The sequence below is a fragment of the Blastomonas ursincola genome (assembly GCF_013607875.1).
Taxonomy (GTDB): Bacteria; Pseudomonadota; Alphaproteobacteria; order Sphingomonadales; family Sphingomonadaceae; genus Blastomonas; species Blastomonas ursincola.
In genome coordinates, this window is the sequence record NZ_VDES01000001.1 from 146,629 (window position 1) to 162,409 (window position 15,781).

14 protein-coding genes and 1 pseudogene are annotated in these 15,781 nt (G+C 64.7%); 13 read left to right on the forward strand and 2 right to left on the reverse strand.

Annotated features, from left to right (window positions below):
• Window positions 1-63 precede the first annotated feature (63 nt).
• Window positions 64-1,044, forward strand: a pseudogene (locus FG486_RS00805) (sensor histidine kinase); the annotation flags it as partial.
• Between the two features lie 34 nt (window positions 1,045-1,078).
• Here FG486_RS00805 and FG486_RS00810 read toward each other — a convergent pair.
• A complete protein-coding gene (locus tag FG486_RS00810) occupies window positions 1,079-1,486 on the reverse strand; it encodes a response regulator (protein ID WP_066275519.1) in 408 nt (135 codons plus the stop codon).
• A gap of 288 nt (window positions 1,487-1,774) precedes the next feature.
• On the opposite strand from FG486_RS00810, the gene FG486_RS00815 reads away from it, so the two are divergent.
• The 8 genes from FG486_RS00815 (at window position 1,775) to FG486_RS00850 (ending at window position 9,272) form a co-directional block, all read left to right on the forward strand.
• Window positions 1,775-3,595: a DUF885 domain-containing protein gene (locus FG486_RS00815; RefSeq protein WP_181266077.1), complete on the forward strand. Its 1,821-nt coding sequence runs from the start codon at window positions 1,775-1,777 to the stop codon at window positions 3,593-3,595.
• 71 nt (window positions 3,596-3,666) lie between these two features.
• Window positions 3,667-3,945 carry a DUF167 domain-containing protein gene (locus FG486_RS00820; protein WP_241695542.1) on the forward strand — a complete coding sequence of 93 codons (279 nt, stop codon included), beginning with the start codon at window positions 3,667-3,669 and terminating at the stop codon, window positions 3,943-3,945.
• A 104-nt stretch (window positions 3,946-4,049) separates the two neighbouring features.
• Entirely contained in the window at window positions 4,050-4,682 is a 633-nt protein-coding gene (locus tag FG486_RS00825) for a lysophospholipid acyltransferase family protein (RefSeq protein ID WP_066275510.1), read from the forward strand.
• Window positions 4,679-5,488, forward strand: a complete 810-nt coding sequence (locus FG486_RS00830; RefSeq protein ID WP_338401562.1) for a DUF1295 domain-containing protein — start codon at window positions 4,679-4,681, stop codon at window positions 5,486-5,488. The genes FG486_RS00825 and FG486_RS00830 overlap by 4 nt, the downstream gene beginning before the upstream one ends.
• Window positions 5,489-5,571: 83 nt before the next feature.
• The gene (locus tag FG486_RS00835; RefSeq protein ID WP_181266078.1) at window positions 5,572-6,477 is read left to right on the forward strand and encodes a hypothetical protein; all 906 of its coding nucleotides are present in this window, start codon (window positions 5,572-5,574) and stop codon (window positions 6,475-6,477) included.
• Between the two features lie 99 nt (window positions 6,478-6,576).
• Entirely contained in the window at window positions 6,577-7,563 is a 987-nt protein-coding gene (dmeF, locus tag FG486_RS00840) for a CDF family Co(II)/Ni(II) efflux transporter DmeF (RefSeq protein WP_181266079.1), read from the forward strand.
• A gap of 48 nt (window positions 7,564-7,611) precedes the next feature.
• Complete coding sequence (gene tyrS, locus FG486_RS00845; RefSeq protein ID WP_181266080.1) at window positions 7,612-8,835, forward strand: tyrosine--tRNA ligase; 1,224 nt, start codon at window positions 7,612-7,614, stop codon at window positions 8,833-8,835.
• A gap of 98 nt (window positions 8,836-8,933) precedes the next feature.
• Window positions 8,934-9,272, forward strand: coding sequence for a PilZ domain-containing protein (locus tag FG486_RS00850; RefSeq protein WP_060978220.1), 339 nt, complete (start codon window positions 8,934-8,936; stop codon window positions 9,270-9,272).
• A 3-nt stretch (window positions 9,273-9,275) separates the two neighbouring features.
• On the opposite strand, the gene mutL is transcribed toward FG486_RS00850, so the two are convergent.
• Window positions 9,276-11,081, reverse strand: coding sequence for a DNA mismatch repair endonuclease MutL (gene mutL, locus FG486_RS00855; protein ID WP_181266081.1), 1,806 nt, complete (start codon window positions 11,079-11,081; stop codon window positions 9,276-9,278).
• A 161-nt stretch (window positions 11,082-11,242) separates the two neighbouring features.
• Here mutL and FG486_RS00860 point away from each other — a divergent pair, with 161 nt between their 5' ends.
• The 4 genes from FG486_RS00860 to mrdA are packed head-to-tail and all read left to right on the forward strand — an operon-like array spanning window position 11,243 to window position 15,781.
• Window positions 11,243-12,286: a rod shape-determining protein gene (locus tag FG486_RS00860; RefSeq protein ID WP_023837440.1), complete on the forward strand. Its 1,044-nt coding sequence runs from the start codon at window positions 11,243-11,245 to the stop codon at window positions 12,284-12,286.
• 14 nt (window positions 12,287-12,300) lie between these two features.
• Window positions 12,301-13,335, forward strand: a complete 1,035-nt coding sequence (gene mreC, locus FG486_RS00865) for a rod shape-determining protein MreC (RefSeq protein ID WP_241695543.1) — start codon at window positions 12,301-12,303, stop codon at window positions 13,333-13,335.
• On the forward strand, window positions 13,332-13,847 hold the full coding sequence (gene mreD / locus FG486_RS00870) for a rod shape-determining protein MreD (protein WP_137775488.1): 516 nt from the start codon (window positions 13,332-13,334) through the stop codon (window positions 13,845-13,847). The genes mreC and mreD overlap by 4 nt, the downstream gene beginning before the upstream one ends.
• A 14-nt stretch (window positions 13,848-13,861) precedes the next feature.
• Window positions 13,862-15,781, forward strand: coding sequence for a penicillin-binding protein 2 (gene mrdA, locus FG486_RS00875; RefSeq protein WP_181266082.1), 1,920 nt, complete (start codon window positions 13,862-13,864; stop codon window positions 15,779-15,781).

Sequence of the window (15,781 nt, forward strand, 5' to 3'; positions counted from 1 at the left end):
GCTGACGACGGCGAGAACGGGGTCGTCGATGCGCGCGACACGCTGCAACGGATGAACTCCGCGTTCCGCATCCTCACAGACGCGATGCCGCAGATGGTGTGGTCGACCCTGCCCGATGGCTATCACGACTATTACAATGCACGCTGGTACGAGTTCACCGGCGTTCCCGCCGGATCGACCGACGGCGAGGGCTGGAACGGCATGTTCCATCCCGACGACCAGGACCATGCGTGGAGCATCTGGCGGCATTCGCTGGCCACCGGCGAACCCTATGAGGTGAACTATAGGCTGCGCCACCATAGCGGCGAATATCGCTGGACGCTGGGCCGCGCGCTCCCGTTGCGCAATGCCAAGGGCGAGATCGTCCGCTGGATCGGAACCTGCACCGATATCCATCAATCCAAGATGATCGCCGAGGAAAACGAGGTGCTCAGCCGGGAACTGAGCCACCGGATCAAGAATATCTTTGCGGTCATCAACGGGCTGATCGGCATGTCGGCGCGGCAGAATCCGGAAATGCGGCCGATGGCTTCAGAATTGCAGGATCGGATCGCCGCGCTGGGGCGCGCGCACGAATTCGCCCGCCCGCACAGCGAACAGTCGCGCCCTGTCACCATCGAATCCTCGCTCAGCGGCTTGCTCACCGAAATCCTGGCGGCCTATCCCGCTCTGGGCGAAGGACGGCTGACAATCCGCGGCGACGACCCTGAAATCGACGACCGGAGCGCCACTCCCATAGCGCTGGTATTTCATGAGCTGGCGACCAATTCCGCGAAATATGGTGCCTTGTCATCGGTCACAGGTTCGGTAGCGATCCAGGTCGCGCAGGAAGACGATATGGTCTCGATCAGCTGGATCGAGACGGATGGGCCAACAGTGGCGGGCGGGCCGGAAGCGACCGGGTTTGGAACGCGCCTCGTCCAGCTTGCGATCACGCAGCAGCTTGCCGGATCGATCGAGCGTCACTGGCTGCCCCAGGGGCTGCGCGTCGACATGCGCGTTTCGGCTGGCAGGCTGAAGCGCGCCGAGGGAGCGCCGGTCTGAGCTGCGACGCCTGGGGCGCCGCCGCCGACGGATATCAGTGAGAAAGCAGCGTCAGTCCCGCAGGCGGCGTCGGCGTCGGCCCGCCATCGCGCGCGGCGAGCGCAAAATCCACGGCTTCAACGACCTGTCGGCTGTCTGCGGGCTTGATCATCACGCCGAGCGCGCCGGGGATCGGGACGTCGATCTGGCGCGGGTTGGCCGTCACGAAGATGACCGTGCAGCCAATCTCCTTGCCGAGCCAGGCGCCGATCGACGGGCCGGTGGCACCATCGCACAGGTTGATATCGACCAGGGCGATGGTGGGCGCCCGCTCAGCCAAGCGCATCGCCGACTTCCAGTCATCGCCGACGCCGATAACCTCGTATCCAGCATCCTCCAGCCCGACCTGCATGTCGAGCGCGACGAGGAATTCGTCTTCAATGATGAGGATACGGGCAGTCATGGTGATAGCGTTGTCATCTTCTTGGGGGCCGGGCCAATGAGGTCGGCTTCTGGGACATCAAACCATTGGCCTGGCATAAAGTTTCATCGATAAGTTGATCCATGTTAATCGATCGCATCAATTCATCGCGCTTTTCCGTGCTGGCTTTCCACGAACGCCAGCCCCGGTTCGACCAGCGGATAACGGCACGATTGCCGCACGATTAATCGCATGTTAGCGGCATCGTATACGCTCGCGTCCCAAGTCAGGGACGAATGGCGCGCTCATTCAAACGGGGAATTCCTTCACATGCCATCCTTCCGCCAGACCATGCTGCTGCTGGCCAGCGCCGCGCTTGCCGCGCCGCTCGCAACCACGCCCGTGCTCGCGCAAAACGCGACCCAGGCTGCCCCGCAATCGGAGGATGCGCGGCTGACCGCACTGTTCGCCGCCGACGACGAAGCGAGCCTGAAGCGCAACCCGCTCAACGGGCTGTTCCGCGGCGATACGCGCTATGCCGATCGGCTCGGAGACTATGTCACCGACGCCTATTTCGATGGCGAGCGCAAGGCGGCCGAGGACAATCTGGCGGCGCTGGCGAAGATTGATCGGGCCAAGCTGACCGCAACCAATCAGCTGGCCTATGACATTTTCGAGCGCAACCAGAAGGATACGATCAAGGGTCTGTCCGCCGACTATCTGCCGCTGACGGTAGTCCGGCCGATCAACCACTTTTTCGGCTTCCACACCTTCTACCCGAATTTCGCATCGGGCACGGGGACTGCGCCGTTCAAGACGGTCACCGACTACGAGAACAATCTGAAGCGTCACAAGGAGTTCGTGATTCTCCTCGACCGTTCGATCGAGCGTTTCAAGCAGGGCCAGGCATCGGGCGTGGTCGAAACCAAGCTGACGATCCGCAACGTGATCGAGCAGCTGGATACCCAGCTGGCGCAGAAGCCCGAGGAATCGCCGTATTTCGGCCCGACCAAGCAGTTCCCGGCCGATTTCAGCGAGGCCGACAAGGCACGTTTTACCGAAGCCTACGCCAAGACGATCACCGACGAGATCTACCCAGCCTACAAGCGGCTGCGCGATTATCTCGCCAATGACTATCTCAAGGATGCGCGCGAGGGCGTGGGCCTCAAGTACATGAAGGGCGGCGACAAGCTATATGCCTATCTGATCGAGCAGACCACCACCCTGCCCCTGACTGCGGACGAGGTGCACAATCTGGGGCTGAGCGAAGTCGCACGCATCCTGACCGAGATGGAGGCGATCAAGACCGAGGTCGGCTTCAAGGGCACGCTGCCGGAATTCTTCAACTATCTGCGCACCGATCCGAAGTTCAAGATGCCGACGCGCGAGGCGCTGACCCAGGGCTATTACGATATCGGCAAGAAGGTCGATGCGGTCATTTCGACCCAGTTCAAGGTGCTGCCCAAGACCCCGCTCGAAATCCGCCCCTATGAGGAATTCCGCGAGAAGTTCGAGGCGGGTGGCAGCTATCAGTCGGGCAATCCTGATGGTTCGCGTCCGGGGATCTTCTATTTCAACGCCTATGACCTCCCGAGCCGTACCACCCCCGGAATGACCACCTTGTATCTGCACGAGGGCGCGCCGGGCCATCATTTCCAGATCAGCCTGGCACAGGAAAACGAGGCTCTCCCGGCATTCATGCGCTTCGGCGGCAACACCGCCTATGCCGAAGGCTGGGCGCTTTATGCCGAAAAGCTCGGCTACCCCATGGGCCTGTTCAAGGACCCGTACCAGCGCTTCGGTCATCTCGACGACGAGATGCTGCGTGCGATGCGGCTGGTGGTCGACAGCGGCATCCATTCGAAGGGATGGACCCGCGAACAGGCGATCAAGTACATGCTCGACAATTCGTCGATGGGCGAGACCGACGCGACCGCCGAGGTCGAACGCTATATCGCGATCCCCAGCCAGGCACTGGCCTACAAGATCGGCGCGCTCACGATCCAGCGGCTGAAGGCCAAGGCCGAAAAGGAACTGGGCCCGAAATTCGACCCGCGCGAGTTCCACGACCAGGTTCTGAACACTGGCGCGCTGCCGATGAGCGTGCTGGAAGCGAAGATCAACCGCTGGATCGCCGCAACCAAGGGTTGACACCCCTGTCTGCGTCCAAAGCTTCGCAAGATCACAAGACCCCGCCCTGGCGCACCGTGCCGGGCGGGGTCTTGCTGTTCGTGCGAGCGACGCCGCGCGCCAGCCGCAGCATGGTGGCGGGCGTCGGTCAGGACGCAGATGGGCGGCCGGTCTTGCATCTTCGGATCGCTGCGCCGCCTGTCGACGGAGCCGCCAATGCAGAACTGATCGCGCTGATCAGCACGGCTTTGCAAGTTCGCAAACGCGACGTGACGGTGCAATCCGGCGCTACCGGCCGCGCCAAGCAATTGGTCGTGCGAGGCGACAGTGCCAGGCTGATTGCGCGATTGGAGAGCTTGATTGACGGATAACCCCGCCAGATCGGCGCAATAACATTTGCCAGCCTGCCGCATCTTATGCAGTGTTTGCCCCGTAGCTGGCACAGGTTCAGCACTGGGGGCAGGCACATACGATCATGGACATCCAGCACGACGCTTGGCCACCGCGCACCGATGACCGTCCGCCTACGCTTCTTTCCCGCATCGTGCGCCGGTTGCTGCTGCTGCTCTATCGCAGCCACGGCTGGCGCGCCGAGGGCGTGGTGCCCGAGCCGCGCCGCTTCGTCATCATCGCCGCGCCGCACACCAGCAACTGGGATTTCCTCTACTTCCTCGGCCTGACCGGCGATCTCGGCATCAAGGCGCATTTCATGGCCAAGACCTCGCTGTTCCGCTGGCCGCTGGGGCGGTTCATGCGCGACATGGGCGGCGTGCCGGTCGAGCGCAGCTACAATCGCGGCCAGGTGCAGCAAATGGTCGAGGAATTTGCGCGGCGCGACGAGTTCATGCTGACCATAGCGCCCGAAGGCACGCGCGGGAGCGTCCGCCAGTGGCGCACCGGCTTCTACCAGATCGCGCTCGCCGCGCGCGTGCCGCTGGTCTGCGGGCTCATGGACTATGGCCGCAAGGTCGGCGGACTGGGCCCCGCGATCATGCCCACCGGCGATTATGCCGAGGACATGAAGAAGATCATGGAATTCTACAAGAGCGTGACCCCGCGCCACCCCGACCGCGCGGGCACCGACATCATCAAGGACAGCCGCCTGTGAGCCCCGTGACCGACGCCATCCCCCTGTTGCTGCACAATCTGGTACTGATCTTCGGCGTCATGATCGTGCTGTGGGGCGTCGCCGTGGCGATCAAGGACGTATCGTTCATCGACGCGGTCTGGCCGATGGGCATGGTGCTGCTGGCCGCCGCCACCTTCTGGCTGAGCGGCGCGGCCTCGCCCGTGGCGGTGATGCTGCTTGCCCTGACCGCGATCTGGGGACTGCGGCTGGGGCTTCACCTGTTCGTGCGCTGGCGGCGCAATGGCGTGGATCCGCGCTATGCCAAGATCATCGCTTCGGCGAAGGACAAAAAGGGCTGGAGCTTTGCCAAGACCGCGCTGCTGCAGGTCTTCCTGCTTCAGGGACCGCTGCTGTTCATGGTCTGCCTGCCCGCGCAGGCCGGCATCTGGCGCGGAGGAGAGATAAGCGCGCTCGCCCTTGTCGGCGCGATTGTCGCGGTGATCGGAATCGCATTCGAGACCATTGGCGATGCGCAGCTCGAGACATTCCGTGCGAACCCGGCCAACAAGGGCAAGGTGCTCAATACCGGCCTGTGGCGTTATACCCGCCATCCCAATTATTTCGGCGACGCGTGCACCTGGTGGGGCATCTGGCTGGTCGCTGCCTCGACCGGCTGGGACGTGGCGCTCGCCAGCCTGGTCGGGCCGCTGTTCCTCAATTTCACCCTGGTCAAATGGAGCGGCGCCGCGATGCTGGAACGCGGTTTGAAGAAGACGCGCCCCGATTATGCCGACTATATCGCGCGCACCTCATCCTTCTTCCCGCTGCCGCCGCGCCAGCACTAATCGCCGCCGACCGATGATTACCCGGTCTTAAGGCTTGTGGGCTAATCCTGTTGCCAATCAAGGCAGCAGGCAGCGCAAGACCCATGACCAAACCGCTCGACGATGTATCCGCGATGATCGCCCAAAGCCGCGCGCTCGGGCCGGACGAGACGCTCGCCCTGCGCCGCGTCGTGTGGCCCGATGGCCGGATCAGCGCGAACGAGGCCGCCATCCTGTTCGAACTCAACCGTGCCAGCAGCGCGCCGAGCAGCGAATGGGTCGACTTCTTCGTCGAGGCCATCACCGCCTATGTCGTCGAGCAGGCCGAGCCGCGCGGCTATGTCAGCGACGAGAATGCCGACTGGCTGATCGCGGCGATCGATCAGGACGGCCGGGTCGACACGCTAGCCGAGCTCGAACTGCTGGTGAAGGTGGTGGAAAAGGCCGAGAACGCGCCCGAACGCCTGAAGCGCTATGCGCTCGACCAGATCCGCTCCGCCGTTCTGAACGGCGAAGGCCCAACGCGATGCGGCGGCGGTCTGACGCCGGGCAGCATCGGCACCACCGAGGTGCGGCTGCTCCGCCGCGTGCTCTACGCGACCGGAGGCCAGGCGCCTGCGCATATCAGCCGCGAAGAGGCCGAACTGCTGTTTGCGATCAAGGATGCCACGCTTGCCGGCCAGAACGCGCCCGAATGGCAGACGCTGTTCGTCCAGGCGATGCGGCTGCATCTGATGACCGACCAGCGCTTCCGTGCGCTGAGCCGGGAGGATGCGGTGCGCCTGCATGCGTTCATGGCCGACACCAAGGCCGGCATGGGCAGCTTTTTCGGACGCATGTTCCAGTCGCTGGGCGATGCCCCTGCCCGGCCCGCGGCAGCGACGCCATTGCCGGTCACAGTCGAAGGCATCAGCGCGGAAGAGGACAGCTGGCTGCAGGCGATGGTCGAGGCCGACGGCGCGCTCGACCCGCTCGAACGCGCGCTTCTCAAGGCTCTGGCCGAGGATTGACTGCATCGCTCTTGCGCTGAGCGCCCGCTGCTGACACTTTGAGCAGACAAGCCGGAAAGCATATCCGGCCAAACCCCTGTCATCTGCGGAACTGTCGCCATGCATCACGATGCCGCGCTCGAGAAACTGACGCACGATCATGTCTTTGCCGGGGCCCGCGCCGACGAGAGCGAGCGTCGCACCTGGTATGTCGTCGCGCTGACGGCGGTCACGATGGTCGCGGAGATTGTCGGCGGCTGGTGGACCGGATCGATGGCGCTGCTTGCCGATGGCTGGCACATGGGCAGCCATGTCGCGGCGCTGGGTCTTGCAGGATTTGCCTATCATTTTGCGCGCACCCATGCCGATGACCGGCGCTTCTCGATGGGCACCGGCAAGGTTGGATCGCTCACCGCATTCGGCAGCGCACTGCTGCTCGGCGTCGTTGCGCTGCTTATGGTCTGGGAATCGGGGCATCGGCTGCTCGATCCGGTAGCGATCGACTATCGCGCCGCCATCGTCGTCACGGTGATCGGCCTCGCGGTCAATGTGGCGAGCGCCTTCCTGCTCGGCGGGCACGAGCACCATCATGGCCACGAGTACGGGCATGACGGCCACGATCACGACCACCACGATCATGCGCATCACGCCCATCATCATGACCACAATCTGCGTGCCGCCTATGTGCATGTTCTCACCGATGCGCTGACATCGGTGCTGGCGCTGGTCGCGCTGGGCGGCGGCTTGTGGCTGGGCCTGGCCTGGCTCGATCCGCTGATGGGGATCGTCGGCGCGGTCGTCATCCTGTGGTGGGCGGCAGGGCTGGTGCGCCAGTCGTCGCGCGTGCTGCTCGACATGGAAGCCAACCCGGCCATTGCCAAGCAGATCCGCCAGCGGATAGAGGCGGATGCCGACAATCGTGTCGTCGATCTTCACCTCTGGCAGGTGGGAACGGGGCATCTTGCGCTGATTGTCTCGCTAGCCACGCATTTCCCGCGTCCGCCCGCGCATTATCGCGCGCTGCTCGGCGAGATGCCGCTGCTCTCGCATTGCACGTTCGAGATCATCCCGTGCGACGATGCGCGCTGCGACCCTGTTCAGGCGTGACAGACCCGCTTTTCCCGCGCCGCCATCGATGCTAAGCGCGCCGCCATCATGAGCCAATATTCCTCCGATCTGCTCCGCCTGCTCGATGCGCGCGGCTATATCCACCAGCTGACCGATGCGGCCGCGCTCGACGCGCTGGCGACGAAGCAGGTCGTACCCGGCTATATCGGCTTCGATCCGACCGCGCCGTCGCTGCATGTCGGGTCGCTGGTGCAGATCATGCTGCTGCGCCGCCTGCAGCAGACCGGGCACAAGCCGATCGTCGTCATGGGCGGCGGCACCGGCAAGATCGGCGACCCCAGCTTCAAGGACGAGGCGCGGCGGCTGCTGACCACCGACACGATCGCGTCGAATGTCGCCTCGATCAAGCGCGTGTTCGAGCGCTTCCTGACCTTCGGGGACGGCCCCACCGATGCGATCATGGTCGACAATGCCGAATGGCTCGACAAGCTGGAATATATCCCGTTCCTGCGCGACATCGGCCAGCATTTCTCGATCAACCGGATGCTGAGCTTCGATTCGGTGAAGCTCAGGCTCGACCGCGAACAGTCGCTGAGCTTTCTCGAGTTCAACTACATGATACTCCAGGCCTATGATTTTCTCGAACTGTCGCGCCGCGTCGGTTGCCGGCTGCAGATGGGTGGGTCGGATCAATGGGGAAATATCGTTAACGGCATCGAGCTGGCACGCCGTGTCGATGGAACCGAGGTCTATGGCGTCACCACGCCGCTGATTACGCTCGCCGACGGCGGCAAGATGGGCAAGACCGAAAAAGGCGCGGTCTGGCTGAACGAGGATGCGCTGCCCGCTTATGATTACTGGCAGTTCTGGCGCAACACCCAGGATGCCGATGTCGGCAGGTTCCTGCGCCTGTTCACCGACCTGCCGCTCGACGAGATCGCAAGGCTCGAAGCGCTGCAGGGTTCGGAAATCAACGAGGCCAAGAAAGTGCTGGCGGACGCGGCGACCGCCATGTGCCGCGGCACCGAAGCTGCGCAAGCTGCGGCGGAAACCGCACGCGCGACCTTCGAACAGGGCCAGGCAGGCGGCGATCTGCCCAGCATCCGCGTTCCCGCCGAAGGGATGTCGATCGTCCAGGCGAACACCGCGCTGGGCTTCACCGCATCGAACAAGGAAGCCAAGCGCAAGATCGAGGAAGGCGCCGTCAGGGTTAATGGCGAGAAGGTGCAATCCTTTGAATTCATGGTTAAAGCCGGTGACAAGGTGAGCCTGGGCCAGAAGAAGCATGGACTTGTGCTGGCCGAGGATTGACATGCTGGCCCCCAAGTAACCGGTGGCACCATTTACACTTTGTTGGTAAATTTGCTCGAAGGTGACCTTCAGCAAACATGCTTCAACGGGTGGAAAATATGTCCAGGGGTGCGAAACTAGCCGTCGTCGAAAAACGCCAGGCGGCGCGTCATGTCGTCAGTCATCCGACGATCGCGGAGCATCGGCATCTGGGCGATATCAAGACGCATATCGTCAACATTTCCGCGAACGGTTTCATGACCGAAGGCGAGATGCCGCTGGCCAAGGGCGAGCGCATTACCGTCCGCCTGCCCGTGATCGGGCGGATCGAAGCGCACCTCATCTGGTCGCTCGGCGGTCGTGCAGGCTTCCAGCTCGAACGCGTGATCCGCTTGAACGAATTCAACCAGATGGTCGAGCAGCTGGGCGGCAGCCCGCCGCCGTTCGGGCGCCGTTAAGGGCTATTTGCGGCCGAAAAGCCGTTCGATATCGCCATGCGCCAGCTTGACCCAGGTCGGGCGGCCATGGTTGCACTGGCCCGAATGCGGAGTCACCTCCATCTCGCGCAGCAGCGCGTTCATCTCGGCTACCGATAGCACGCGCCCGGCGCGCACCGATCCGTGACACGCCATGGTCGAGGCGACGAGATCGAGCCGTTCCTTGAGCGACAGCGCAGCATCGAAGCTCGCGAGTTCGTCGGCCACATCCTGCACCAGGCCGTGCACATCGCCGCCGCCCAGCAGCGCGGGTGTGGCGCGCACGAGCACCGCGCCGGGGCCGAAACGCTCGACCTCTAGCCCGAATTCGGCAAGCTCGGCGGCGCGCTCCTCGATCCGGTCGCAGGCAGTCTCGTCCATCTCGACGACCTCGGGGATCAGCAGCGCCTGCGCCGCCACCCTGACCCCGTCCGCCGCCTTGCGCATCCGTTCGAGCACCAGCCGCTCGTGCGCGGCATGCTGGTCGACGATCACGAGCCCATCCTCGGCCTCGGCGACGATATAGGTCTTGGCGATCTGCCCGCGCGCGATACCCAGCGGATAGCGCTCTGCCATCGGCACCGGCTGCGCGGCGGGCTCGGCGCGGCCCATCGGCGCGGCGGCGATGAACGGCTGGCTGCGCTCGGCGACGCCCGATGCCGCGAGCCAGGCGGGTTCCTGCTGCGGGGCAGTCGCCATCACGGGCGCAGGCGCGCTGAACATGTCCGGATCGCGCAGCGGCGGCGGCGCGACCGGCTCGCTCTGCCAGCGCGCCAGTGCGCCCTCGGCCGGACGCTGCACCGCGCGGAAGCCGCCCTCGTCGAGCGCGCGCCTCAGCCCCGAGACGATCATCCCGCGCACCATCGCCGCATCGCGAAAGCGCACTTCGGTCTTGGCTGGATGCACGTTGACATCGACGTCCTGCGGGGCGACCTTGAGGAACAGCGCCACCACCGGATGCCGGTCGCGCGCCAGCATCTCGGCATAGGCCGCGCGCACCGCGCCGATGAGCAGCCGGTCGCGCACGGGCCGCGCGTTGACGAACAGGAACTGGTGATCGGCGACGCCGCGATTATAGGTCGGCAGCCCCGCAACGCCGGTGAGCCTGACGCCTTCGCGCTCGAAATCAAGCAACACCGCATTGTCGGCCAGCGTGCGCGCGGTCAGCGAAGCGATGCGGGTCAGCCGTGCCTCGCCCGGCTGGACCGAGAATACCCGCCGCCCATCCGATTCGAGCGTGAAAGCGATATCGGGCCGCGCCATGGCCAGCCGCTTCACCACATCGCTGCAGGCGGCATATTCACTGCGCGGCGAACGCAGGAACTTGCGCCGCGCGGGCACGCGCGCGAACAGGCTGTCGACCCGGATGCGCGTGCCAGGCGGCAACGAGGCGGGGCCGTCCTCGACCACGTCGCCATGGTCGACCACGCGCCGCCAACCATCGCCGGTGACGGTACGGCTGGCGATCGAGAGACGCGCGACGCTGGCGATGCTGGGCAGCGCCTCGCCGCGGAACCCCATCGTGGTCACGAGCTCGATCGCATCATCGGGCAGCTTCGACGTGGCATGCCGTTCAAGCGCCAGCGCGATCTCGTCCGCCGCCATGCCGCAGCCATTGTCGATGACCTCGATTCCGGCAAGCCCGCCATCGGTCAGCGCGATGCTGATACGGTCTGCACCGGCGTCGATCGCGTTCTCGACCAGCTCCTTCAACGCACTGGCCGGTCTTTCCACCACTTCGCCTGCTGCGATCCGGTTTATCAGGGCGTTTGGCAGCCTTCGTATTGACATGGACACGCCTCTAGCCCAAGCGCGGCTTGGACGCGACTCCCGAGTTCCCAGCATTTTTCTGCCTTGGTCTGGCCGGGCGCACGGGTTAGCCTCCGCCCCGGGATATCTGCACACATCACGGTCCGTCAGCCGCTCCCTCCATCTAGTTCTGGAAAGTCTGCATGTCGTTCATCTCCAAACTCTTCCGGTTCGGTTCGCACAACATGGCGATCGATCTGGGCACCGCGAATACGCTTGTCTATGTCCAGGATCAGGGCATCGTGCTGAATGAGCCTTCGGTGGTGGCGCTGGAGACGCTGAACGGAATCAAGCGGGTCAAGGCCGTGGGCGTCGATGCCAAGATGATGATGGGCAAGACTCCCGATTCGATCGAGGCGATCCGCCCGCTTCGTGACGGCGTGATCGCCGACATCGAAGTCGCCGAGCACATGATCAAGCACTTCATCCAGAAGGTGCACGGCAAGCGCAGCATGTTCAGCTATCCCGAAATCGTGATCTGCGTGCCCTCGGGCTCCACCTCGGTCGAGCGCCGCGCGATCCGCGATGCCGCGTCGAACGCGGGCGCGAGCCAGGTGATGCTGATCGTCGAGCCGATGGCCGCCGCGATCGGTGCCGACATGCCCGTGACCGAGCCGGTCGGATCGATGGTCGTCGATATCGGCGGCGGCACCACCGAAGTCGCGGTGCTCTCGCTGCGTGGTCTTGCCTATACCACTTCGGTGCGCACCGGCGGCGACAAGATGGACGAAGCGATCGTCTCCTATGTCCGTCGTCACCATAACCTGCTGATCGGTGAAACCACCGCCGAGCGGATCAAGAAGGATTTCGGCATAGCGGTCGCTCCACCCGACGGCATCGGCCACACGATCCAGATCAAGGGGCGCGATCTCGTCAACGGCGTGCCCAAGGAAATCTCGATCAACCAGGGCCAGATCGCCGAAGCCCTGTCAGAACCGATCAGCACCATCGTCGAGGGCGTGCGCATCGCGCTCGAAAACACCGCGCCAGAACTGGCCGCAGATATCGTCGACCAGGGCATCGTGCTCACCGGCGGGGGCGCGCTGATCGCTGGGCTCGATGCGCATCTGCGCGAAGAGACCGGTCTGCCGGTTTCGGTGGCGGAGGATCCCTTGACCTGCGTTGCCATCGGCACCGGTCGCGCCATGGAAGACCCCATCTTCCGCGGCGTGCTGATGACCGCCTGACGGGCGACTAAAGCATGGCGCCGCCCCGCAATCGGCGCCCCGGGTTCTCCCGCAAGGCGCAGCTGCAGATTTTCACCGGGTATTTGCTCGCCTTCACGGGGGCATTTGCCGGCTTGCTGCTGCTTGCGCTGTCGCATTTCGATCCCGCTGCCTTTTCGGCCGTGCGTTCGGTCGCAGCAGAACTTGGCGCGCCGCCCGCGCGGCTGTTCACCGGCATGCGCGTAGGCGTGCAGGACGGCTGGCGCGAGGTCGCCGCCTATTTCAACGCGGGATCCAAGAATGCCGAACTCCAGCGCGAGGTCGAGCGCAACCGCATCCGCCTGATCGAGGCGCGCGCGCTCAAGCAGGAAAACCGCGAGCTTCGCCGTCTACTCGGGCTGATCAAGCAGGAGGGCCGCCCGGTTGCCACTGCACGCCTGATCAATTCGAGCGCCTCGAGCAGCCGCCGCTTCGCCACGCTCGATGTCGGATCGCGCCAGGGCGTGCAGCGCGGCCAGCCGGTGCGCGCGCAGCGCGGGCTGATTGGCCGCGTGCTCGAGACCGGGCCCAATACCTCGCGCGTTCTGCTGCTCAGCGATGCCGAGAATGTCGTGCCCGTCCGCCGTGCGCGCGACGGCATCGTTGCATTTTCGCAAGGCCGTGGCGATGGCCGGGTGGATATCAAGCTGATCGATATCGGCATCAACCCGTTCAAGGTCGGTGACGTGATGGTGACATCGGGCAATGGCGGCATCTATCCGCCCAATGTTCCGGTGGCGATCATCGAGAAGCTGACCGGCGACGGCGCGATCGGTAAGCTGCTCGCCAATCCGGCTGGCACCGATTTCGTGATCGTCCAGGAAATGTACGAGCCCGAACTGGTCGATCCCGAAGCGAGCGGCCTGCCCCCCGCCAATGCCGAAGCCGCCGCGCCGCTGTCTGCGCCGCGCAAGAGCGAGCCTGCGAAAAAGCCCGCAACCAGGGCACCGGCATCGACTGCTCCGGCAGCCGCGCCCGCCCCTGCCGCGTCCGCGCCGCAAGCGCCGCCCACAGGCCAGGCCCAGCCATGAACGCGCCCTATCGCGCCCGGCTGAACCGTGAGCCCTCCGCCTTTCGCAAGGCCGCCGTGCCGATCGCGTCGGTGCTGATCGGGTCGATGACCCCGCTGCTGCCGATCGTCGCTTCCGCGCCAGTGCTGCCGCCCTTCGGGCTGGTCGTGCTGATCTGCTGGCAGTTGCTGCGCCCCGGCATCTGGCCGGTCTGGGCGGGCGTCCCGTTCGGCATGTTCGATGACATCATGAGCGGCCAGCCGGTAGGCAGCGCGGTGCTGCTCTGGTCGATCATCCTCATCGCGCTCGACCTGATCGAGCAGCGCTATATCTGGCGCAATTACTGGCAGGACTGGTTCATCGCCGCGCTGTGCCTTATATTCGGGCTGGCAGGAGGCCTTGCGATCAACAATTTTCTTGTCAGCGACACGCGCCTTTCGGTGCTGTACCCCCAGATGATCCTGGCGATCTTCACCTATCCGCTGGTGCTGCGCCTTGTCGCGCGGCTCGACCATATCCGCCTCAAGCGCTGAGGGACGGCTGACCGATGATACGCCCGGGCAAGCTGATCACCCGCAATTCGCTGAACATCACGTTCAATCGCCGCACCATGCTGATCGGCGGGGCGCAGGGGCTGGTCGGCGCGATCCTGGCCGCGCGCATGGCCTATATCTCGGTGGTCGAGAACGAGCGCTACAAGATGCTGTCGGAGAGCAACCGGGTCAACCTGACGCTCATCCCGCCGCGCCGGGGCTGGATCATCGACCGCAATGGCAAGCCGCTCGCCAACAACAAGGCCGATTTCCGCGTCGACCTCATTCCGCAGCGCGTGCGCGATGTCGACGGCACGATCGACCAGCTGGCGACCATCCTGAAGATGACGCCGGACAAGGTCGACGATCTGCGTGCGGCGATGAAGGACGCGCGCGGGCTGCAGCCGGTGCCGGTCGCGGCGGGGCTGAGCTACGAGGATTTTGCCGCGCTTTCGGTCCGCCTGCCCGATCTGCCCGGTGTCGCGCCGCAGCGCGGCTTTTCGCGCCAATATCCCACCGGCGCGGCGGTCGGCCATCTGCTCGGCTATGTCGGCATCGCCAATGCCGAGGAATATGAAGAAAACAAGAACCCGCTGCTGATCACGCCGGGCTTCAAGATCGGCAAGGATGGGCTGGAGAAATATTTCGAGCCGCAGCTTCAGGGCAAGCCGGGTGCGCGCAAGGTCGAGGTGACCGCCCGCGGCAAGATCGTCCGCGAACTGGGCGTGCAGGAAGACGTGCCCGGCAAGCCGCTCAAGCTCACCATCGATGGCGGGCTGCAGGAGTTCGTCGCGCGCCGCATGGGCCGCGAGTCGGGCGCTGCGGTGGTGATCGACTGCCAGACCGGCGGCATCCTCGCCTTCTCGTCGATGCCCTGCTTCGACCCCAACAGCTTTTCCGACGGCATCGGGCGTTTGGAATATGCGATGCTGTCGCAGGACGAGCGTGTGCCGCTGCTCAACAAGGCGACGCGCGGGCTCTATCCGCCCGGATCGACGCTCAAGCCCATGGCCGCGGTCGCCTGCCTGCAGCATGGCGTCGATCCCGAAGAGACGATCAACTGCCCCGGTGGCTATCGCCTCGGCAACCGCTTCTACCAGTGCCTGGGGCGTCACGGCCCGGTCAACATGGTCCGTGCGATCGAGAAGAGCTGCAACACCTATTTCTATGCGCAAGCGCACCGGCTTGGGTACGACAAGATCGCGATGGTCGCGCGCGAAATGGGTCTGGGCGAGGATTTCAACCTTGCCGGGCTCAATCAGCGCTATGGCACCATTCCCGACAGCGAATGGAAGATGCGCAAGTTCAAGCAGGCATGGACCGCGTCGGACTCGCTCAATGCGGTCATTGGCCAGGGCTATGTGATCTGCAATCCGCTGCAACTGGCGGTCATGGTCGCGCGGCTGGCCTCGGGTCGAAAGCTCTATCCGCATCTCATCCCGGACAACAGGGTCGCCCCCACCCTCCCCTATCCTCCCGAGCATCTCGCGATCGCGCATCAGGGCATGGCGCAGGTGGTGAGCCAGGGTACGGCGGCGCGCTCCAAATTGCCGCTCGAGGGCATCGCCATGGCCGGCAAGACCGGCACCGCGCAGGTGCGCGGGCTCGGATCGGGCAGCCGGGGCGGCGCGGGCGTGCCGTGGAAATATCGCGACCACGGCCTGTTCGTCTGCTTTGCGCCAGTCGAGCAGCCGCTTTATGCCGCTGCCGTGGTCATCGAGCATGGCCTTGGCGGTTCGCGCGCGGCAGCCCCTGTCGCCAAGGATTTCATGACCTATATGTTCGACCCGCAAAAGGCGATGGACAGCCTGCTCGCGATGGAAGCTGGCTGGGGCGGCAACATCCAGGAACGGATGGCCTCCGAATTCGCGTCGTTCCGCGCACGCGCCGAGGGCCGCGTGGCCGAGCCTCCGCCGCAAGAGGCCGCCGACTGA

Coding starts and splice junctions, on each gene's coding strand:
- FG486_RS00810 (WP_066275519.1), bottom strand. CDS start 1,486: ATGACTGCCCGTATCCTCATCATTGAAGACGAATTCCTCGTCGCGCTC.
- FG486_RS00815 (WP_181266077.1), top strand. CDS start 1,775: ATGCCATCCTTCCGCCAGACCATGCTGCTGCTGGCCAGCGCCGCGCTT.
- FG486_RS00825 (WP_066275510.1), top strand. CDS start 4,050: ATGGACATCCAGCACGACGCTTGGCCACCGCGCACCGATGACCGTCCG.
- FG486_RS00835 (WP_181266078.1), top strand. CDS start 5,572: ATGACCAAACCGCTCGACGATGTATCCGCGATGATCGCCCAAAGCCGC.
- dmeF (WP_181266079.1), top strand. CDS start 6,577: ATGCATCACGATGCCGCGCTCGAGAAACTGACGCACGATCATGTCTTT.
- tyrS (WP_181266080.1), top strand. CDS start 7,612: ATGAGCCAATATTCCTCCGATCTGCTCCGCCTGCTCGATGCGCGCGGC.
- FG486_RS00850 (WP_060978220.1), top strand. CDS start 8,934: ATGTCCAGGGGTGCGAAACTAGCCGTCGTCGAAAAACGCCAGGCGGCG.
- mutL (WP_181266081.1), bottom strand. CDS start 11,081: ATGTCAATACGAAGGCTGCCAAACGCCCTGATAAACCGGATCGCAGCA.
- FG486_RS00860 (WP_023837440.1), top strand. CDS start 11,243: ATGTCGTTCATCTCCAAACTCTTCCGGTTCGGTTCGCACAACATGGCG.
- mreC (WP_241695543.1), top strand. CDS start 12,301: ATGGCGCCGCCCCGCAATCGGCGCCCCGGGTTCTCCCGCAAGGCGCAG.
- mreD (WP_137775488.1), top strand. CDS start 13,332: ATGAACGCGCCCTATCGCGCCCGGCTGAACCGTGAGCCCTCCGCCTTT.
- mrdA (WP_181266082.1), top strand. CDS start 13,862: ATGATACGCCCGGGCAAGCTGATCACCCGCAATTCGCTGAACATCACG.